16 protein-coding genes are annotated in these 20,441 nt (G+C 68.4%); 3 read left to right on the plus strand and 13 right to left on the minus strand.

What is annotated here, in order from left to right:
- Positions 1-69: 69 nt before the first annotated feature.
- From KB879_RS07520 to ompR, 3 genes are all read right to left on the minus strand, one after another.
- Positions 70-1,371: an MFS transporter gene (locus tag KB879_RS07520; RefSeq protein ID WP_013956472.1), complete on the minus strand. Its 1,302-nt coding sequence runs from the start codon at positions 1,369-1,371 to the stop codon at positions 70-72.
- Between the two features lie 224 nt (positions 1,372-1,595).
- Complete coding sequence (locus KB879_RS07525) at positions 1,596-2,945, minus strand: ATP-binding protein (RefSeq protein WP_211980978.1); 1,350 nt, start codon at positions 2,943-2,945, stop codon at positions 1,596-1,598.
- Positions 2,946-2,969: 24 nt separating this feature from the next.
- Positions 2,970-3,692 carry a two-component system response regulator OmpR gene (ompR, locus tag KB879_RS07530; protein ID WP_010810107.1) on the minus strand — a complete coding sequence of 241 codons (723 nt, stop codon included), beginning with the start codon at positions 3,690-3,692 and terminating at the stop codon, positions 2,970-2,972.
- A gap of 314 nt (positions 3,693-4,006) precedes the next feature.
- Here ompR and KB879_RS07535 point away from each other — a divergent pair, with 314 nt between their 5' ends.
- Positions 4,007-4,348, plus strand: coding sequence for a hypothetical protein (locus KB879_RS07535; protein ID WP_211980979.1), 342 nt, complete (start codon positions 4,007-4,009; stop codon positions 4,346-4,348).
- Positions 4,349-4,394: 46 nt separating this feature from the next.
- Here the strand turns inward: KB879_RS07535 and KB879_RS07540 are convergent, their stop codons facing one another.
- Both KB879_RS07540 and hpnD read right to left on the minus strand, forming a co-directional pair.
- A complete protein-coding gene (locus KB879_RS07540) occupies positions 4,395-5,657 on the minus strand; it encodes a Zn-dependent hydrolase (RefSeq protein ID WP_013956475.1) in 1,263 nt (420 codons plus the stop codon).
- A gap of 44 nt (positions 5,658-5,701) precedes the next feature.
- On the minus strand, positions 5,702-6,538 hold the full coding sequence (gene hpnD, locus KB879_RS07545) for a presqualene diphosphate synthase HpnD (RefSeq protein ID WP_013956476.1): 837 nt from the start codon (positions 6,536-6,538) through the stop codon (positions 5,702-5,704).
- Between the two features lie 326 nt (positions 6,539-6,864).
- Here hpnD and KB879_RS07550 point away from each other — a divergent pair, with 326 nt between their 5' ends.
- Both KB879_RS07550 and KB879_RS07555 read left to right on the plus strand, forming a co-directional pair.
- Positions 6,865-8,079 (plus strand): efflux RND transporter periplasmic adaptor subunit, encoded by a 1,215-nt coding sequence (locus KB879_RS07550; RefSeq protein ID WP_153955278.1) that lies wholly within the window; start codon positions 6,865-6,867, stop codon positions 8,077-8,079.
- A 4-nt stretch (positions 8,080-8,083) separates the two neighbouring features.
- Positions 8,084-11,197, plus strand: a complete 3,114-nt coding sequence (locus tag KB879_RS07555; RefSeq protein ID WP_211980980.1) for an efflux RND transporter permease subunit — start codon at positions 8,084-8,086, stop codon at positions 11,195-11,197.
- A gap of 13 nt (positions 11,198-11,210) precedes the next feature.
- Here KB879_RS07555 and KB879_RS07560 read toward each other — a convergent pair whose 3' ends face one another.
- From KB879_RS07560 to KB879_RS07595, 8 genes are all read right to left on the minus strand, one after another.
- Positions 11,211-12,230 carry a nitronate monooxygenase family protein gene (locus KB879_RS07560; protein ID WP_013956479.1) on the minus strand — a complete coding sequence of 340 codons (1,020 nt, stop codon included), beginning with the start codon at positions 12,228-12,230 and terminating at the stop codon, positions 11,211-11,213.
- Between the two features lie 14 nt (positions 12,231-12,244).
- A complete protein-coding gene (locus KB879_RS07565) occupies positions 12,245-13,237 on the minus strand; it encodes an acyl-CoA dehydrogenase family protein (protein ID WP_013956480.1) in 993 nt (330 codons plus the stop codon).
- A 26-nt stretch (positions 13,238-13,263) separates the two neighbouring features.
- On the minus strand, positions 13,264-14,430 hold the full coding sequence (locus tag KB879_RS07570; RefSeq protein WP_013956481.1) for an acyl-CoA dehydrogenase family protein: 1,167 nt from the start codon (positions 14,428-14,430) through the stop codon (positions 13,264-13,266).
- A 38-nt stretch (positions 14,431-14,468) separates the two neighbouring features.
- On the minus strand, positions 14,469-16,022 hold the full coding sequence (locus KB879_RS07575; RefSeq protein ID WP_211980981.1) for an acyl-CoA synthetase: 1,554 nt from the start codon (positions 16,020-16,022) through the stop codon (positions 14,469-14,471).
- Between the two features lie 22 nt (positions 16,023-16,044).
- The gene (locus tag KB879_RS07580) at positions 16,045-16,974 is read right to left on the minus strand and encodes an SDR family oxidoreductase (protein ID WP_153955280.1); all 930 of its coding nucleotides are present in this window, start codon (positions 16,972-16,974) and stop codon (positions 16,045-16,047) included.
- 38 nt (positions 16,975-17,012) lie between these two features.
- Positions 17,013-17,993 (minus strand): tripartite tricarboxylate transporter substrate binding protein, encoded by a 981-nt coding sequence (locus tag KB879_RS07585; RefSeq protein WP_041228366.1) that lies wholly within the window; start codon positions 17,991-17,993, stop codon positions 17,013-17,015.
- Positions 17,994-18,071: 78 nt separating this feature from the next.
- A complete protein-coding gene (locus KB879_RS07590; protein WP_013956485.1) occupies positions 18,072-19,259 on the minus strand; it encodes a lipid-transfer protein in 1,188 nt (395 codons plus the stop codon).
- A 34-nt stretch (positions 19,260-19,293) separates the two neighbouring features.
- On the minus strand, positions 19,294-20,433 hold the full coding sequence (locus KB879_RS07595; RefSeq protein ID WP_153955282.1) for an acyl-CoA dehydrogenase family protein: 1,140 nt from the start codon (positions 20,431-20,433) through the stop codon (positions 19,294-19,296).
- Positions 20,434-20,441: the final 8 nt, after the last annotated feature.

Raw genomic sequence — 20,441 nt, forward strand, 5'->3', positions numbered from 1 at the left:
GTATGCCATGCGCGATGGGCCCGCTCATGGCAAGTTGGTGACGATTGCGGCGAGTTCAACCCGCCATGTTCAGGCCGGATGCATGACCGGCTCCGCGCGGCGCGCCCGGAAGATCACCAGCGTGGCGACCAGTCCGCACAGCGCGGCGAACATCAGCCACAGTCCCGGCGCCGCCTTGTTGCCGGTGGCGTGGATCAGCCAGGTCGAGATTGCCGGCGTGAAGCCGCCGAACAGCGCCGTGGCCAGGCTGTAGGCCAGCGAGAAGCCGGTGGTGCGCACCGCGGGCGGCATGATCTCGGTCAGCGCCACCACCATCGCGCCGTTATAGCTGCCATACAGGAACGACAGCCACAGTTCCACCATCAGCAGCCGCGAGAACGACGGCTCGGCCACCAGCCACGACACGGCAGGGTACGCGGTCAGCAGCGTCGCCACGGTGAAGAACAGCAGCAGCGGCTTGCGCCCGATGCGGTCCGACAGCGCGCCCATCAGCGGCAGCCAGATAAAGTTGGACAGGCCCACGCACATGGTGACGATCAGGTTGTCGGTGTCGTCCAGCTTCAGCACGGTCTTGCCGAAGGTCGGCGTGTATGCGGTGATCATGTAGAACGACACCGTGGTCATCACCACCATCATGCAGCCGGCCAGGATGATGCGCCAGTTGTCCAGCATCGAGCGGTAGATCTCGTCGATGGCGGGGCGGTGCTTGCGCGCCTTGAAGGCTTCGGTCTCTTCCAGCGAACGGCGGATCAGGAACAGGAACGGCACAATCAGGCAGCCCACCAGGAAGGGAATGCGCCAGCCCCATTCATCCATCTGCGCCGGCGCCAGCATGGCGTGCAGGATCACGCCCAGCAGGCCGGCGAAGATCACCGCCACCTGCTGGCTGCCCGATTGCCACGCGACGTAGAAGCCTTTGCGGCCAGGCCTGGCGATTTCCGACAGGTAGACCGAGACGCCGCCCAGCTCCACGCCCGCGGAGAAGCCCTGCAGCAGCCGCCCGGCCAGCACCAGCAGCGGCGCGGCCACGCCAATGGTGGCGTAGCCCGGCACGCAGGCAATCAGCAGCGTGCCCATGGCCATCAGCGCCAGCGTCATGATCAGGCCCTTGCGGCGGCCATGGCGGTCGATGTAGGCGCCCAGCACGATCGCGCCCAGCGGCCGCATCAGGAAGCCCGCGCCAAAGGTGGCAAGGGATAGCATCAGCGAGGCGAACTCGTTGCCGCTGGGGAAGAAGGTCCTGGCGATGGCGGCCGCGTAGAAGCCGTACACCATGAAGTCATACATTTCCAGGAAGTTGCCGCTGACGACGCGGAACACGGTGCGGAACCCGTGCTGCGCGCCGGGGGTGGCTGCGGAGGTATCTGACATGGCTGTCTCTCAGGCACCGCCGGTGGCCCCGGCGGCATGATGGTTCGGAGAAGTCAGCCAGGCGTGCGCGGGTCACGCCGCGTGGGAAGGATTTCGCCGCGGGCCTGATGACGGGCGCCAGTGTGCGCCGCGACCCTGTCATTGCCCTGACGAAAGCCTTTCAGAAGCCTATCAAAGGCTGTCGAAAACCTGTCAATGCGCCGGGGATGGCGCTCAGGTGACGCTCAGGCGCGCCGGAAGCAGGCGCTGACCACCAGACCGGTAGCCGGGGCGGCGCGGTTGGCCAGCAGCAGCCGGCCGCCATTGCGCTGCATGATGCGGTTGACGATGGACATGCCCAGCCCGGCGCCCTTGGCCTCGCTGCGCGCGGCGTCGAGCCGGTAGAAGGGCCGCGTCAGCAGCGACAGCTGGCCGTCGGGCACGCCGTTGCCGTGGTCGGCCACGGTCAGCACGGCCTCCTTGTCGTCCACGCGCGTGGTGATCTCTACCACGGCCATGCCGCTTTGCTCGTCCTTGGCATAGCGGCGCGCGTTCTCGACCAGGTTGTCCAGGATGCGCTGCACTTCCATGCGGTTGGCCACGGCCATCACCGGCTCATTGGCGCGCACGTGCACGCGCACGTCGTCATGCGCGGCGTAGACGCCCACGGCATCGTGCACCAGCGCCGACAGGTCCACCGGCTCGACGGTCTCCAGCGGCGGCCGCGCGTAGTTGAGGAACTGGCCGATGATCGCGTCCATCTGCTCGATGTCGGCGATCATAGCGTCGCGCGTGACAGTGTCCATCGGCGACATCTCGGTTTCCAGGCGCAGCCGCGTCAGCGGCGTGCGCAGGTCATGCGAGATGCCGGCCAGCATCACCACGCGGTCGTCGTCGAGCTGGCGCAGGTCGCGCACCATCTGGTTGAAGCTGTGGTTGGCCAGCGCCACTTCGCTGGCGCCATGCTCGGGCAGCGGCGGCGGGTCGCCGCCGGCGCCGATGGCGCGCGCGGCGTTGGCCAGCCGCTTGAGCGGGTAGTTGACGCGCGCGGTGATAAAGGCCGCGCCGATGATCGACAGCAGCAGCGCGGCAATACTCCACCACAGCCACTGGATGCCGGGCACGCGCTCGAAGCGCTCGGGGCTGATCGCCACCCAGTAGTCGTCGCCCTCGATCTCGAAACTGACCCACACGCCAGGAATGTCGTTGACGGTGGTGGCCAGCACCGTGTCCTCGCCCAGGCGGCTGCGGATCTCCTGCTGCACCAGGGTGGTCAGGAACGGGTTGGCGGTGGGCGCGGCGAAGTCGTCGTCCTTCTCGCGCGGATAGACCTTGATGCCTTCGTTCTGCACCAGGTCGAGCAGCAGGAAGCGGCGCCGGGCGGGGTCGGAATAGAGCAGGGCGGCGCGCGTGAGCTTGACCACGCTGACCACCTGCATGGCGATCTGCTGCGCGCGCGGGGCGCGTTCGAACAGCCGGTAGCTCTGGAACCAGATGCCCAGCGAAATCGCCAGCAGCAGGGCGATAAGCATGAAGGTCCGCCAGAACAGCGAACCAAAGAACCGCGTTGCGGTTCTACCGATTACGGTCGCCACGATGGGAACAGCGGCCGCGATCGGTTACTTCACGCCATCGGGGATGAAGACGTAGCCCAGGCCCCACACCGTCTGGATAAAACGGGGGTTGCTCGGGTCCGGCTCGATCAGCTTGCGCAGGCGCGAGATCTGCACGTCCAGGCTGCGGTCGAACACTTCGTATTCACGGCCGCGCGCCATTTCCATCAGCTTCTCGCGCGAGAGCGGCTGGCGCGGATGGCGGGCAAACACCTTGAGGACGGAGAACTCGCCAGTGGTCAGCGTGATTTCCTCATCGTTCTTGGTCAGCGTGCGCGTGGCCAGGTTCAGCACGAAGTCGCCGAAGGCGAAGGTCTCGGGCGTTTCCGACGGGGCGCCGGGCACTTCGGCCGGGCCCTTGCGGCGCAGCACCGCGTGGATGCGCGCGATCAGCTCGCGCGGGTTGAACGGCTTGGGCAGGTAGTCGTCGGCGCCCATTTCCAGGCCGACGATGCGGTCCACGTCCTCGCCCTTGGCGGTGAGCATGATGATCGGGGTCTGGTCATTGGCCCCGCGCAGCCGGCGGCAGATCGACAGGCCGTCTTCGCCCGGCATCATCAGGTCCAGCACCAGCAGGTCGAAACGCTCGCGCAGCCAGAGCTTGTTCATCGCGGTGGCGTTTTCCGCCACCAGCACGGTGAAACCCTGTTCGCCCAGATAGCGGCGCAGCAAATCGCGCAGACGCGGGTCATCGTCGACGACAAGAATCTTGTGGCTGGTATTTTCCATGGCGGTATCTTAGCGACTATCGCTTTCGCTCAAAATGGCTTAACAAAACGTTACATACTTTACCCCGTGGTATGGCAGTGTGCACCAATCGTGCGATTACACTGCGCAATCCGTCTTTTTGGGCGCCATGCGCGGCAGGTTTCCACGCATTTGCACCAGACGAACCACTGCCTCGCCCAGCCTGCCTAGCCCGCGCTGGCGCGATGCTTGCAGAGGGTGCGGCGCCGGACGGGGTACCGGAATTCCCGGCCTCAGGGCAGTCCATCCAGTCAGTCCAACGGCTGCTTTTCCCGAGGCCAAGATCGCCATTATCAATGAAAGTGAACCGAACCCGGCACGGGCATCCGCAGCATGGTATCGCCGGCGCCTGCCTAGCGCTGGCCGTGCTGGCGCTGTGCATGCCGGCCGGGACGGTGCAGGCGCAATCGGCCGGCATGGCCAACCTGCTCAAGCGCCACCCGTCGACCCAGGCCAGCGATCCCGGCAACAGCCAGCGCGAGGCGCGGGCCCGTGCCGAGCGCCATCGCGCCGAGCAGCGCGAAGCCGAGCGCCGGCGCGCGGACGAACGCGGCGGCTCGCGCCTGTCGCCGGACGAGCGCCGCAAGCTGCGCAAGAACCTCTACGACTTCGGGCGCGATATCTACCAGGGCGGCTGACCCGTTCTTGTCGTGCCGCGCCCCCCATGGTACGCCACTGTGGCGCTTAGCCGCGCGGCTGGAAGTGCCGCAGGAAATCCACGAAGACCTCCGCCGCCAGCTGGGCATCCTCCGCCGTGATGGTTTCCAGCGGGTTGTGGCTGATGCCGCCGTTGCCGCAACGCACGAACAGCATGGCCACGTCAGTGATGCGCTGCATCATCATGGCGTCATGGCCGGCGCCGGAGGGCAACTCGAAGGCCTGCAGCCCGCGCTTCTTCAGCACCGCCCCGAACTGGTCCATCAGCCAGCGCGCGCACGGCGCGTTGTTGACCGGCGGTACGCGCTCCACCTGGGCGGCCAGCCCGCGCCGTTCCGCGATCTGGCCGATGCCGGCGACGATGTCGACGATGGCGGCCTCGCGGATGCCATCCTCGCCGGCGCGAATATCCATCGAGAAGGTGCAGGCCGCCGGGATGACATTGCTCGACCCGTTGGGCACCTGCAGCTGGCCCACCGTACCGACCAGCGTCGACGCCGCCGCGCAGCGTTGCTCCACCAGCAGGATCATCTCGGCCGCGCCCGCGGCGGCGTCGCGGCGCATGCCCATCGGCGTGGTGCCGGCGTGGCTGGCCTGGCCTTCGACCCGCACCGCAAAGCGGCTGCTGCCCGCGATCTGCGTGACCACGCCCAGAGGCAAGTCGTGGTGCAGCAGCACCGGGCCCTGCTCGATATGCACTTCGACAAAACCCAGCAGCGACGCCGGATCGACCGCTGCGGCGCGCAGGGCCTGCAGATCGCCCGCGCCGGGCAGGTCCGATGCCGCCAGCGCCTCGCGCAGCGTGATGCCGTCCGCGTCCTGGCGCTCCAGCAGGGCGGGATCGAAGCGGCCCGCCAGCACGCTGCTGGCCAGGAAGCTGGTCTTGAAGCGCAGGCCTTCCTCTTCGGCGAACCCCACGACATCAAAGTGATAGGGCAGGCGGATGCCGGCCTGGTTGAGCGCGCCGACCACGGCGATCGGCAGCAGGATGCCAAGACGGCCGTCATAGCGCCCGCCATTGCGCACGGTGTCGAAGTGCGAGCCGGTCATCAGCACGCGCGCGCCGGGCACGGCCGGGTCGGCCGCATAACGGCCGATGACGTTGCCGATGGCGTCGATCCGCACCTGCATGCCGGCCGCCTCCATCCACTGCGCAAGCCGGGCCTGCGCGGCGCGGTGGGCCGGGGTCAGGTAGGCGCAGGTGAGGCCGCCTTCCATGTCGGAGAAGCGGGCGAGCTGGTCGGCGTGGGCGAGGATGGCGTCGCCGAGGGAAGCTGAGGTCTGCGTCATGGCGGTGCGGCTTGGGACGGGTCGAACAGAAAAGGGGCAGGACGCTAGCTGTTGCGCAACCAGGTCTTCCAGGCAATCCACAGCTTGCGCAGCGGGGTCAGCGCGATGCGCTGGTTCAGCACCTGGAACTGGCTCGCTTCCAGTTCGTCGAGCAGTGCGTGGTAAATCGCGCCCATCAGCAGGCCGGCACGCTGGGCGCGGCGGTCCTGCTTCGGCAGCAGCGCTAGTGCCTCATGGTACAGCGCGCGGGCCCGGCCGGCGTGGTACTGCATCAGCGCGACAAAGCGCTCGGAATGCTCGCCCTTCAGGATCTCGGAGGCCGGAACCTGGAACTGCTGCAGCGTATTGACCGGCAGGTAGATGCGCCCGCGCCGCGCGTCCTCGCCGACGTCGCGCAGGATATTGACCAGTTGCAGCGACTGGCCAAGCTTCTCGGCAAAGACCAGGGTCTGCGGGTCGGTATAGCCGAACAGCCGCGCGCTGAGCGTGCCGACCACGCCGGCCACGCAATGGCAGTAGCGGGTCAGGCCGGGCTCGTCCAGGTAGCGGGTCTGGGTCAGGTCCATTTCCATGCCTTCCAGCACTTCGGACATCTCGCCCTGGGGCAGGCCGGCGCTGCGCACATGCGGCTGCAGGGCCTTGGTGGTCGGATGGGTCGGCTCGCCCTCGAACAGGCGGCGCAGTTCGGCGCGCCACCAGTCCAGCTGCTGGTGGGCCAGGCCCGCGTCATGGGTGTCGTCGACCACGTCGTCGACTTCGCGGCACCAGGCGTACAGCGCGGTGATGGCGCGGCGGCGCTCGGCCGGCAGGAACAGGAAGCTGTAATAGAAGCTCGAGCCGCTCTGGGCGACTTTCTCTTGGCAATACTGATCGGGCGTCACGCCGGTCTCGGGTCGAAGATGTGGGGGGAAGCGGCAGAGGCGCGGCGGATTGTAGCATCGCGCCCGGCAGGGTATGGTCGCGCATGCCGAAGCCTGTCAGCGCAGTTCACCGGCCCGGAACGGCAACTGAGTCTTCATTCCAGCGGTTTCGTCGCCTGCCGTTTGACGCACCCGGAGGTCGTCGCTATATTACTGACCGACAAGTTATTTATTGCCAATGCCGGCTGCCCACGGCCATTCCGCCAGCCCCGACGACTTCCCGGGCGCAGGGATTGCGTTCACCGGCCAGTCTTGTCAGTGGTTCCCATCCGACTCGTTGCCTACCGATGCCAGTGCTTTGCCAAGTGCCGGAAGTTGCGGCTGCAGATACCCCTGTCGTTACGATGCCGCCGCGCCATATCGGTCGAGGCGCGACCGTAGCCGCACTTTTGACGGCCAGCCTGCTGGCCCTGGCCGGCTGCGGCAAAAAGGCCGAGCCGGCGCCGGAGGTGCGCCCGGTGCGCCTGATGCAGCTGAGCCCGCACAACGGCAAGACCGCCTTCGAGTTCTCCGGCGACGTGCGTCCGCGCGTGGAGTCGCGGCTGGGCTTCCGCGTGGGGGGCAAGATCGCCGCCAGGCTGGTGGATGTGGGCGCGGTGGTCAGCAAGGGCCAGCCGCTGGCGCGGCTTGATCCCACCGACCTGTCGCTGGCCGAGGCCGGTTCGCGCGCCCAGTTCGAGGCCGCGAAGACCGACCGTGACCTGGCCGCCGCCGACCTGAAGCGCTACAACGACCTGTTCACCAGGGGCTTTATCAGCGCTGCCGAGCAGCACCGGCGCCAGGCCAACTACGACGCCGCCGAATCGCGGCTGCGCCAGGCCCAGGCCGGGCTGCGCAGCCAGTCCAACCAGACCGGCTACTCGGTGCTGCATGCCGACGCCGACGGCGTGGTCACGGCGATTGATGCCGAGGTGGGCCAGGTGGTGACGCCTGGCCAGCCGGTGGTGCGCGTGGCGCAGACGGCAGAGAAGGAAGTCGCCATCGGCCTGCCCGAAGACCAGGTCGACCTGCTGCGCGGCATTACCGACGTGACCATCCATACCTGGGCCGAGCCGCAGCGCACGCTGCCTGGCCGCGTGCGCGAGATTGCCGCGGCGGCCGACCCCGTCACCCGCACCTATGCCACCCGCGTGACGGTGCCGAACCCGCCCGCCGACCTCAAGCTCGGCATGACCGCAGTGGTGACCTTCATGCGCACCGGCGCCACCCCGGCCATCCGGGTGCCGCTGACCGCGCTGCTGCAGGAGCAGGGCCGCAACCAGGTCTGGATCTATGACGCCGCCGCCGGCACGGTCAAGCCGGTGCCGGTGACGCTGGGCGAGGCCATCGGCAACGAGGTGGAGGTGCACCAGGGCCTGGCCCCGGGCCAGACCATCGTCACCGCCGGGGTGCACCTGCTGCGCGCGGGCCAGAAGGTGCGCCCGCTGCAGACGGTCGCGCCTGCGGCAGGACCTGCATCCGCCCCGGCATCGGCACCGGCCGCCACCCCGAAGCAGGGGTGAGCGGATGGACCATTCCCGCTTCAACCTGTCGCGCTGGGCGCTCGAGCACCAGCCGCTGACCCGCTACCTGCTGGTGGTGCTGCTGCTTGGCGGCATGCTGGCGTTCTTCCAGCTGGGCCAGGACGAGGACCCGCCCTTTACCTTCCGCGTGATGGTGGTGCAGGCCTTCTGGCCCGGCGCCACCGCCGAGCAGATCGCCGTTCAGGTGACGGACAAGATCGAGCGCCAGTTGCAGGAAGTGCCCTATGCGGACAAGATCCGCAGCTTCTCCAAGCCGGGCGAGACCACGGTGATCTTCCAGCTCAAGGACACCTCGCCGGCGAAGGAGACCGCGCAGGTCTGGTACACCGTGCGCAAGAAGATCGGCGATATCCAGCAGACGCTGCCCGCGGGCGTGCGCGGGCCGTTCTTCAATGATGAGTTCGGCGACGTGTACGGCACCATCTACGCGCTCTCGGCCGACGGCTTCAACTACAAGGAGCTGCGCGAGTACGCCGACCTGGTGCGCCAGGAACTGCTGCGCGTGCCGTCGGTGGCCAAGGTGTCGCTGATCGGCCTGCAGGACGAGAAGGTCTTCATCGAGTTCAACCAGGCGCGCTTTGCCCAGCTGGGGCTGGATATCAACGCCATCGCCGACCAGATCTCGCAGCAGAACAACCTGACCGGCAGCGGCGTGCTGGTCACCCCGACCGATAACCTGCAGGTGCGCCTGTCGGGCCAGTTCGCGAGCGTGGAAGACCTGGAGAACCTGGTGCTGCGTGGGCCCAACGGCATCGCCAATATCCGCCTGGGCGACATCGCGCACGTCTACCGCGGCTATGTCGACCCGACCCAGACGCGCATGCGCTTCAACGGCAAGGACGTGATCGGGCTGGGGATCTCGATGCAGAAGGGCGGCGACATCATCGAGCTGGGCAAGAACCTGCGCGCCGCGTTCGACCGGCTGCGCACGCAGTTGCCGGTGGGGATAGAGATGGACCAGGTGCAGGACCAGCCGGAGGCCGTCAAGCGCTCGGTTGGCGAGTTCGTGCACGTGCTGATCGAGGCGGTGGTGATCGTGCTGGCCGTGAGTTTTGTCTCGCTGGGCCTGCACACCCGTCCGCTGCGGCTGGACGTGCGGCCGGGCCTGGTGGTAGCGCTGACCATCCCGCTGGTGCTGGCGGTGACCTTCCTGTTCATGCATATCTTCGGCATCGGACTGCACAAGATTTCGCTCGGGGCGCTGATCGTGGCGCTGGGGCTGCTGGTCGATGACGCCATCATTGCGGTCGAGATGATGGTGCGCAAGCTGGAAGAGGGCTTCTCCAAGATGGAGGCGGCCACCTTCGCCTATACCTCCACCGCGATGCCGATGCTGACCGGCACGCTGATCACCGCGGCCGGCTTCCTGCCGGTGGGCCTGGCACGCTCGACGGTGGGCGAATATACCTTCGCGATCTTTGCGGTGACGGCGCTGGCACTGGTGCTGTCGTGGCTGGCGGCGGTCTATTTCACGCCCTACCTGGGCTACCTGCTGCTCAAGACCCGCGGCCCGGGCGCGGGCGAGGCCCACGAGGTCTTCGACACGCCGTTCTATGCGCGCTTTCGCCGGCTGGTGGACTGGTGCGTGACCTGGCGCAAGGTGGTGATCGCGATCACGCTGGTGGCCTTCGGGCTGGGCATCTACGCCTTCAAGTTTGTCGAGAAGCAGTTCTTCCCGGATTCCAGCCGCCCCGAGCTGATGGTGGAGCTGTGGATGCCCGAGGGCACCAGCTTTGCCCAGATGGAAACCGAGGCCAAGCGCTTTGAGCGGCTGGTCGGCAAGGACCGCGAGGTCGAGAGCCTGACCACCTTCGTTGGCACCGGCGCGCCGCGCTTCTACCTGCCGCTGGACCAGATCTTCCCGCAGACCAATGTGGCGCAGGTGATCGTGATGCCGGTCAGCACCGAGGTGCGCGACGCGCTGCGCCGCCGCATCATCAAGCTGATGGATGCGGAGTTCCCGTACCTGCGGGGCCGCGTCAAGCTGCTGCCCAACGGGCCGCCGGTGGCCTATCCGGTGCAGTTCCGCGTGATCGGGCCGGACGCCTCCGGGGTGCGCCAGCTGGCCGACCAGATCAAGGCCGAGATGCGCGCCAACCCCAACACCGTCGGGGTCAACGACAACTGGAATGAGAACGTCAAGATGCTGCGCCTGGAGATCGACCAGGACAAGGCGCGCGCACTGGGCGTGACCACCAATGCCATCGCCCGCGTCACGCAGACCGTGCTGAGCGGCGTGCCCGTGGGCCAGTACCGCGACGGCGACAAGCTGATCGACATCCTGATGCGCACCCCGCGCAATGAGCGCGATGCGATCTCGGACCTGAACAACATGCTGGTGCCGACCAACACCGGGCGCATGGTGCCGCTGACGCAGGTGGCGCGCGTGACGCTGCGCTCGGAGCCGGGCGTGGTGTGGCGCGAGAACCGCGACTTCGGCGTAACCGTGCAGTCCGATGTGGTCGACGGCATCCAGGGCCCGACGGTGACCGCGCAGATCAACCCGAAGCTGGACAAGCTGCGCGCGCAGCTGCCGCCGGGCTACCGCATCACCGTGGCCGGCGCGGAAGAAGAGAGCGGCAAGGCCGGCGCCTCGATCGCGGCGCAGCTGCCGCTGTGCATCTTCATCATCTTCACGCTGCTGATGCTGCAGCTGCACAGCTTCTCGCGCGCGACCATGGTGTTCCTGACCGGCCCGCTGGGCCTGATCGGCGCCGCCGCCACGCTGTTGCTGCTGCGCGCGCCGATGGGGTTTGTGGCGCAGCTGGGCATCACCGCGCTGCTGGGCATGATCATCCGCAACTCGGTGATCCTGGTCGACCAGATCGAGCAGGACGTCAGCGCCGGCGTGCCGCAGTGGACCGCCATCGTCGAAGCCGCGGTGCGCCGCTTCCGGCCGATCATCCTGACCGCCGCCGCGGCGGTGCTGGCGATGATCCCGCTGTCGCGCTCGATGTTCTGGGGGCCGATGGCGGTGGCGATCATGGGCGGGCTGATCATCGCCACGGTGCTGACGCTGCTGTTCCTGCCGGCGCTGTACGCGGCGTGGTTCCGCGTCAAGCGGCCGGAGGATGGCGTGGGAGCGCTGGCAGGCTGAGGCGCCGCGCGGTTCAGGCTGCGCGGGGGCCTGCGCAGAAGGTTTGTGCGAAGGTCTGAGTGAAGGCCGAAGCTGCCCGCGACGCCTCCGCCATCAGCCCGGCCACGATCTGCGCGGCCGGCTCGATCGCGTCGCAGAAGCCGCCGGCCGGTCCCAGCGAGACGATGCCGGCATCGACCTCGCCATCGGCATAGACACGCTGGCGCGTGCGCGACGACAGAATCAGGTCGCCGAACTCGGTATGGCTGCGCGCCCCGGCCGCTTCCAGGCGCTGCACCTCACGCGCGGTCTCGTTGGCCAGCACCCGCCAGGTGTCGCCCAGCGAGCCGAGGATGGCGGTGGAGCAGTGCTGGTCGGAGTCGACGATGCGCTGCTTGAGCGCCGCATGCGCGCGGATCTCGGCCGCGACCATGAAGCGGCTGCCCATCACCACGCCGTCTGCCCCCATTGCCAGCGCTGCCGCGATCTGCCGGCCGTTGCCGATGCCGCCGCCCAGCAGCAGCGGCACGCTCAGCCGCGCCAGCGCAAAGGCGCCGTTGACGAAGGTGGGCAACTGGCTCGCGCCCGGGTGCCCGCCTTCTTCCATGCCGACCAGCGTCACCGCATCCACGCCCATGCGTTCGGCGCTCAGCGCATGGCGCACGCTGGGGCATTTGTGGATCACGATGGCGCCGCCCTGGTGGATCGGATCGACCAGGCCCTCGGGCGCGCCGCCGGCGGTCTCGAAGCAGCGCACGCCTTCGTTCAGCGCCACATCGATCCACGCCTGGACGTTGCGGTTCTGCTCCGGCCGGCGCGCCAGCGTCAGGTTGACCCCGAACGGCTGGCCCCCGGCCAGGTCGCGGCAGCGGCGCAGGTCGTCGCGCAGCGCGGCCAGCGAGTCGAACGAGCGCGCGGTGATGAACCCCATCGCGCCGGCATTGACCATGGCCGCGACCATGCGCGATTCCCCCAGGTGATGCATGCCGCCCAGCAGGATCGGGTGGCGGATCGACAGCAGCTCGGTGATGCGGGTACGGAATGTGGCTTGCATGGGGAGGCAGGGGTTCACGCCGCGAGCGTCTCGCGCACGAAGTCGGTAATGGTTGTCTGCGGCTGCGCCAGCAGGGCCTGGCCGGCCAGGCGGTTCCAGTACGCCTCGGAGCCATCCGCCATGCGCCACTCGTGCAGGCGCCGGGTGTAGAGCTGCAGGTCGTATTCCTCGGTCACGCCGATGGCGCCGTGCAGGGCGTGCGCGGTGGCGGCGACCAGTGGCACCGCCATGCTGGTGCGGGCCTTGGCGATCGCAACCGGCATGCGGGCAGGAAAGGGGCCGTCGCCGGCAAAGGCGAGCTCCGCCGCGATCCCCGCCGCCGCCACATGCTGCGCCATCACGCTAAGCTGGTGCTGCACGGCCTGGAACTTGCCGATCGACTTGCCGAACTGGGAGCGGTCGTTGCAGTACTGCAGCGTCATGTCGAACACGCGCCCCATCGCGCCCGCCATGGCGGCGGCGTGGATGGCGGCGCTGAAGGCGCGCACGCGCTCGCCATGGTCGCCGACCGGACCCGGCAGGTCCCGCGCGGCCCATACCAGCGTGGCCGCCAGGCTGCCATGCACGCCGGACGGCTGGCGCGATGCCTGCGACGCATCGAGCAGCAGCATGCCGCCTTCCACGTTGGCCAGCACCCAGTCCGCGATCGCGCCAAAGGGCAGCAGCGGTGCGGTGATGGTGCCGTCGGCGCCACGCGCGCACTGGCCGGCCAGCGTGATCATGCCGGCCGGCGCCGCCTCGCCCGTGGGCGCCAGCAGCGCGCGGGCAGCGATGGCCTGCGCCGCCGGCAGCGGCAGCGCGTGGCTGCCGAAGAGGGTGAAGACCGGTCCGATCGCCTGCAGCGGCAGGGCCGCGCCGCCCGCGGGTTCCGGCGCCATCAGCTCCAGGAAGCCGGTATCGGCCAGTGCCGCCCACAGCGGCGCGGGTGACGCACCGCCCTCGATGGCGCGCAGCGCGGCCGGGGTGGCGTGATCGCGCAGGATGTCTTCGATGGCTTCGGTAAACATGTCGTCTCTCTGGAAGTCTGGTTGGCTCAGCGCAGGCCGAGGCCGCGGGCGATCATGCCGCGCAGCACTTCGCGGGTGCCGCCGCGCAGCGAGAAGGTGGGTGAGATCTGGCTCAGGAAAGCCACCGTGCGGTACAGCTCGGGGTCCGGCGCCGCGCCGGGGTCGGCGCTGGTCACGGCTTCGAGCAGGGCCGGGATGGACTGCTCGAAATCCGTGCCCAGGTCCTTGACCAGTGCCGCTTCCACCACCGGGCTTTCGCCGCGCGCCAGGCGCGCGGTCACGGCCACCGACAGGCTGCGCAGCGTGGCCAGCTGGGTCACGAAGCTGCCGAGCAGTGCGGCATTGGCGGCATCGGCGTCCGAGGGCTGGCCGGCGCGCAGCGCCTGCACCCAGAGATCCACCAGCACGATGCTGGAATAGAGCCGCTCCGGCCCACTGCGCTCGAACGCCAGCTCCGCCGTGACCTGCTCCCAGCCGCCGCCTTCCTCGCCGACCAGCGCGTCGTCGGGAAGGAACACGTCGTCGAAGGTGACCTCGGAGAAATGCGCGTCGCCGGTCAGGTCGACGATTGGGCGCACCGTGACACCGGGCGCGGCCAGGTCGATGATGAACTGCGACAGCCCCTTCTGGCGGTCTTCCGGCACCCCCGACGAGCGCACCAGCGCGATCATGTAGTGGCAATGGTGGGCGTTGGTGGTCCAGATCTTGCGCCCGCTCAGGCGCCAGCCGCCATCGCAACGCGTGGCGCGGGTGCGCACGCTGGCCAGGTCCGAGCCGGAGTCTGGCTCGCTCATGCCGATGCAGAAGAAGGCGCTGCCGTTGCAGATGCGCGGCAGGTGGAAGTCCTTCTGCGCCGGCGTGCCGTACTTCAGGATCAGCGGGCCGCTCTGGCGGTCGGCGACCCAGTGCGCGGCCACCGGGGCGCCGGCGGCCAGCAGCTCTTCCACCAGCACGAAACGGTGGAACGCATCCATGCCGGCGCCGCCATAGCTGGCCGGCAGCGTCACGCCAACCCAGCCGCGTTGCGCCAGCCGGCGGCTGAAATCGGCATCGAAACCCATCCACGAGCGCGCGCGGATATCGGCGCTGGCGGCTGGCAGGTGCTCGGCCAGGAAGCGCCTGACTTCGGCGCGCAAGGTTTCCGCCGCGGGCGGCAGCGCGGTCAGGCGGAAGGCGTCCAGCAATTGGCTCACGTCGTACTCCTTGGTGGCGGCATGCATTGCCGCCACGGTCATTGGGCTTTCCAGTAGCGGTCGCGCAGGGCCTGCTTGTACAGCTTGCCGGTGGGCAGCCGCGGCATGGCGTCGGTGAAGTCGATCGAGCGCGGCACCATGTAGCGCGCCACCCTGCCGCGCAGGTATTCGAGCAGGGTCTCGGCAAGTTCGGGGGACGGCGCGATGCCCGCGGCCGGTTCGACGATGGCCTTGACCTCTTCGCCCATCTCCGCATTGGGGACGCCGATCACGGCGGCGTCGCCGACGCTGGGATGCACCACCAGCGCGTCCTCGATCGCCTGCGGGTAGATGTTGACGCCGCCGGAGATGATCATGAACGCCTTGCGGTCGGTCAGGTACAGGTAGCCGTCTTCATCCATCCGGCCGATATCGCCCACCGAGGTCCAGGTGGGGTGGCGCGGGTGCTGCGCGGCGCGGGTCTTCTCCGGATCGTTGTGGTAGTGGAACGGCAGGGCTTCGCGCTCGAAGTAGACCAGCCCGCTTTCGCCGCAGGGCAGTTCGTTGCCGTCCTCGTCGCAGATATGCAGCACGCCCACCAGCGCCTTGCCGACCGAGCCCGGGTGCGTCAGCCATTCCGCCGTGTTCAGCGTGGCCACGCCGTTGCCTTCGGTGGCGGCGTAGTACTCGTGCACGATCGGTCCCCACCAGGCGATCATCTCGCGCTTGATTTCCTGCGGGCAGGGGGCTGCCGCGTGGATCGCCACGCGGTGGCTGGACAGGTCGAAGGCCTCGCGCTGCGCCGGCTCCAGTTTAAGCATGCGGATGAACATGGTCGGCACCCACTGGCTGTGGGTGACGCGGTAGCGCTCGATCATGCGCAGCGCCTCGACCGCGTCGAACTTCTCCATGAAGACCACGGTGCCGCCGCCGAACTGGGTCTCAAGCCCATAGCCGAGCGGTGCGGTGTGGTACAGCGGCGCGGGCGACAGGTAGGTGGTATCGGCGTCGAAACCATAGCGAACGAACTGGGCCCGGCGTGGCGAGCCCGAGCCTTCGGTCACATAGCCCTGCGGCTGCGCGCGCACGATGCCCTTGGGCCGGCCGGTGGTGCCGGAGCTGTAGATCATGGTCGCGCCCATCCATTCTTCGGCCAGGCGCCCGGCCGGGTGCGCGGCGATGGCCGTTTCGTAGCTGTCCCAGCCGGGAATGGTGCCGTCCACCATCAGCCGGCTGCGGCAGGTCGGCATCAGGTCCGTCAACTGGGCAGCCAGCTCGCGCATCGCGTAGGAGGTCACCACCACCTGCGCCTTGCTGTCCTCGATCAGGTAGGCGGCTTCGGGCGCGGTCAGGAAGCGGTTGACGGGGGTGATCAGCAGCCCGGAACGCAGCGCGGCCCAGCACAGCTCAAAGCAGCGCATATTGTTTTCGAGCACCATCGCGATATGGTCGCCGCGGCGTAGGCCAAGCGCGTACAGGTACTGGGCAAAGCGGTTCGAGCGCTGGTCCAGCTCGCTGTAGCTCAGGACCTCGCCGGTGGTGCCGTTGATGGCGGCGGGCTTCTCAGGGTTCAGGGCGGCGTGATCGCCCAGGTACTTGGGGGTCGGTGTCATGGTGCGGTGCTCGGTGCGGTGATCAGGCGGCGGGGATCTCGCCCGACGTGTCGGCATTGGCCGCGGCCTGGCGGACCAGCGCGGGAATCAGTTGGCCAAGCTCGGCGGCGTCCCAGCGGCCTGACTTCTCGATGCGCGGGCCGGCGTGCCAGCCTTCGGCCACCGTGATGCGCCCGCCGCGCACGCCGAACACGCGCCCGGTGACGTCGCCGGACTCGACGCTGCCCAGCCAGGCCACCAGCGGCGCCACGTTGCCGGCATCGAGCGGATCGAAGCCCGGCACGGCGCCGGCGGTGAACTCGTTGCGCCGCTTGGCGAAGATGTCTTCGGTCAGCCGGCTCATCGCGGTCGGGTAGATCGCGTTGACGGTGACGCCGTAGCGGTCCAGCTCGCGCGCGGCGATCACCGACATCGCGGCGATGCCGGCCTTGGCCGCGCCGTAGTTGGACTGGCCGGCGTTGCAGTACAGGCCGGACGACGAGCTGGTGTTGATCATGCGCGCGGCGCGCTGGCGCCCCGCCTTCGATTCCTCGCGCCAGTAGGCGGCGGCGTGCCGCGACGGCGCAAAGGTGCCGCGCATATGCACGCGGATCACTGAATCCCAGTCCTCCTCGGTCATGTTGACCAGGGTGCGGTCGCGCAGGATGCCGGCATTGTTGACCAGTACGTCGAGGCCGCCGAAGGTGTCGATGGCGGTGCGGATCATGCGCTCGGCGCCGGCCCAGTCGGCCACGTCGTCGAAGCTGGCGATGGCCTCGCCGCCGGCGGCGCGGATCTCGGCCACCACTTCCTGGGCCGGGCCGCTGGCGGCACCGCCGCCTTCGCCGCGCCCGCCGAGATCGTTGACGACCACTTTCGCGCCCTGGCGGGCGAACTCCAGCGCATATTCGCGCCCGATGCCGCGACCGGCACCGGTGATGACGGCAACGCGGTCCTTGCAAAGCTGTGACATGGTGAATCCTGTTTTCTGGGTTGTGCAGGGCGGCGCCTTCAGCGCGCGCTGACGTCGTAGTTCTTGACCAGTTCCCCGTAGCGCACCCGCTCCGAGGCGATCATGGCGCGCATCTGCTTGCCCGGCTCGGCCAGCACTTCGGCATAGGCCGTGCGCGCGGCGAAATTGCGGAATTCCGGCGTGCCCAGCGCCTTCAGCAGCGACGCCTCGAGCTTCTGCGCGATCGGCTCGGGCGTCTTGCTGCTGACGCCAAAGCCGATCCACACCGACAGCTCATAGTTGGCCACGCCGCTTTCACGCACGGTTGGCACGTCGGGCAGTTCAGGGTGGCGCGCGCGGGTGGTCACGGCCAGCGGGCGCAGCTTGCCGGCGCGCAGCAGCGGCAGGGCGCCGCCGACATCCAGCAGGGCCAGGTCCACCGCGCCACCCATCAGGTCGGTCTGCACCTGCGCCGCGCCCTTGTAGGGAATGTGGTTCAGGTCGATGCCGGCCATCTGCTGCAGCTGCAGCCCGCCCAGGCGATAGTGGTAGCTGTAGTTGGCCAGGCTGACCGTATGCGGCTTCCTGCGCGCGGTGGCGAGGACGTCGGCAACGCTCTTGTAGGGCGAATTGGCGCCCGTGACCAGCACCGCCGAAGCGCGGATCGCGGCAGCCAGCGGGCGGATATCGCGTGGGTCATAGGGCAGCTTGTCGTTGACCAGCGGGTTGATGACCATGGCGCTGGGCGAGATCATCAGGATGCTGTAGCCGTCAGCCGGCGCGTTGAGCAGGCTCTGCACGGCGATGATGGTGTCGGCGCCGGGGCGGTTCTCGACCACGGCCGGCTGGCCCAGGTCCTTGCCCACCAGCTCGGCGACGAAGCGGGTGACGGTGTCTGAGCCGCTGCCCTGCGTCAGGGGCACGATAAAGCGCAGCGGACGCGAGGGGAAGTTGTCGGCGGCGCTTGCCGGCAGCGCCGGCAGCAGCATCGCGCAGGCCAGGCCAAGGCCCAGCAGGCGGGAAAGCGTGGAACGTTTCATGGCGGTCTCCTTGCGGGGCACTGCCGGCAGCACGATGCTGCCGGCGCGCCACGTCATTGCTTGGGTTCGGTCCAGGGCTCAGTACTTGCCGTACAGCGTCACCACGCACGCGCCGCCGAGGCCGAGGTTGTGCTGCAGCGCCAGCTTTGCGCCTTCCACCTGCCGATGCTCGGCGGTGCCGCGCAGCTGGTGCGTCAGTTCGTAGCACTGGGCTAGGCCGGTGGCGCCCAGCGGGTGCCCCTTGGACAGCAGGCCGCCCGACGGGTTGACCACTACCTTGCCGCCGTAGGTGTTGTCGCCGTCCATGACGAATTTCTCGGCGCCGCCTTCGGGGCAGAAGCCCAGGGCTTCGTACGAGATCACCTCGTTGTGCGCGAAGCAGTCGTGCAGCTCGCACACATCGACGTCCTCGGGGCCGATGCCGGCGTGCTCGTAGACCTTGTTGGCCGCCGCGCGCGTCATGTGGGTGCCGACGTAGTTCAGCATGGACGGCGGGTCGAACGAGGCGGGCGGATCGGTGGTGAGCGCCTGCGCCACGATCTGCACGCCGGTGCGCAGGCCGTGCTGGCGGGCAAAGCGCTCGGACACCAGGATTGCGGCCGCGCCGCCGCAGGTCGGGGGGCAGGCCATCAGGCGCGTCATCACGCCCGGCAGCAGTTCCACGTCGTTCATCACGTCTTCGGTGGTGACGACCTTGCGGAACAGCGCCAGCGGGTTGTTGGCGGCATGGCGGCTGGCCTTGGCGCGCACCGCCGCAAAGGTCTCCATGCGGGTGCCGTAGCGCTGCATATGCTCGCGGCCGGCGCCGCCGAAGGTGCGCAGGGCCTGCGGCAGGTGCGCCATGTCGGCGGTCAGCCCGTGCATGATCGGCTGGAAGCGGGCGCGGGTCACGGGGCGGTCATCCCAGTGCGACTTCAGCGCGCCTGCCTGCATCTGCTCGAAGCCCAGCGCCAGCACGCAGTCGGCATCACCGCTCTCGATCGCCTTGCGCGCCAGGTAGAGCGCGGTCGAGCCGGTCGAGCAGTTGTTGTTGACGTTGATGATGGGGATGCCGGTCATGCCGACTTCATACAGCGCGGTCTGGCCGCAGGTGGAGTCGCCGTAGACATAGCCGGCAAAGGCCTGCTGCACCTGCTCGTAGCCGATGCCGGCGTCCGCCAGCGCGCGGCGCGTGGCTTCGGCGCCCATTTCGGTGTAGCTCAGGCTTGCGCCGGGCTTGGCGAAGGGGATCATGCCGACGCCGGCAACCAGGACTTTCTCGCTCATGATGGATTCCTGAAGGAGGTTTCGAAAAAGGGGCTCAGAGCTTGCGTGCGATCAGGTCGCGCAGTACTTCGCTGGTGCCGCCGAAGATGCGGGTCACGCGCATGTCGACAAAGGCGCGCGCGATCGGGTACTCGAGCATGTAGCCGTAGCCGCCGTGCAGCTGCACCATGTCGTCGATGCACTTCCACAGGGTCTCGGTGGCGTACAGCTTGGCGATGGCCGCCTCCTGCAGCGACAGCTTCTGCACCATGTGCTTGCCGATGTAGTAGTCGACCATGGTGCGCACCGCCACGGCCTGGGCCTTGACGTCGGCCAGCTTGAACTTGGTGTTCTGGAAGTCCCACACGGTCTGATTGAAGGCGCGGCGCTCCTTCACGTACTGCAGCGTCAGCTCAAGCTGGCGCTCCAGCTTGGCGGCGCAGTAAGCGGCGATGATCAGACGTTCCTGCGGCAGCTCTTCCATCAGGTGGATGAAGCCGCCGTTCTCGTTGCCGATCAGGTTGGTGACCGGCACGCGCACGTTGTCGAAGAACAGCTCGGCGGTGTCGGCGGCGTGCTGGCCGACCTTCTCCAGCTTGCGCCCGCGGCGAAAGCCCGCGCGCTCCGCCTCGACCATGATCAGGCTCACCCCCTTGGCGCCCGCAGTCGGATCGGTCTTGCAGACCACCACGATCAGGTCGGCATTCAGGCCATTGGAGATGAAGGTCTTGCTGCCGTTGATCACGAACTCGTCGCCGTCGCGTACGGCGCTGGTACGGATCGACTTCAGGTCGGAGCCGCTGCCGGGCTCGGTCATGGCGATGGCCAGGATCTTCTCGCCGCGGCAGATCCCGGGCAGCCACTTGCGCTTCTGTTCCTCGGTGCCCAGGCGCACGATGTAGGGTGCGGTGATGTCCGAATGCACCGAGAAGCTCGGGCCGGAAATGCCGGAACGGTGATATTCCTCGGCCAGCACGGCGGAGTGGCCGAAATCGCCGCCGCCGCCGCCGTATTCCTCGGGCACTGTGACGCACAGCAGGCCTTCGCGGCCGGCCTTGAGCCAGGTCTCGCGGTCGACGCAGCCGGCCTGGTCCCAGGCGGCCTGGCGCGGCAGGCATTCGCGCTCGAAGAAGCGGCGCGCGGTTTCCCTGAACATCTCGTGGTCTTCGCGATAGACGTTGCGGATGATTTCCATCGATGGCT

Source organism: Cupriavidus sp. KK10 (assembly GCF_018223725.1).
Taxonomy (GTDB): Bacteria; Pseudomonadota; Gammaproteobacteria; order Burkholderiales; family Burkholderiaceae; genus Cupriavidus; species Cupriavidus necator.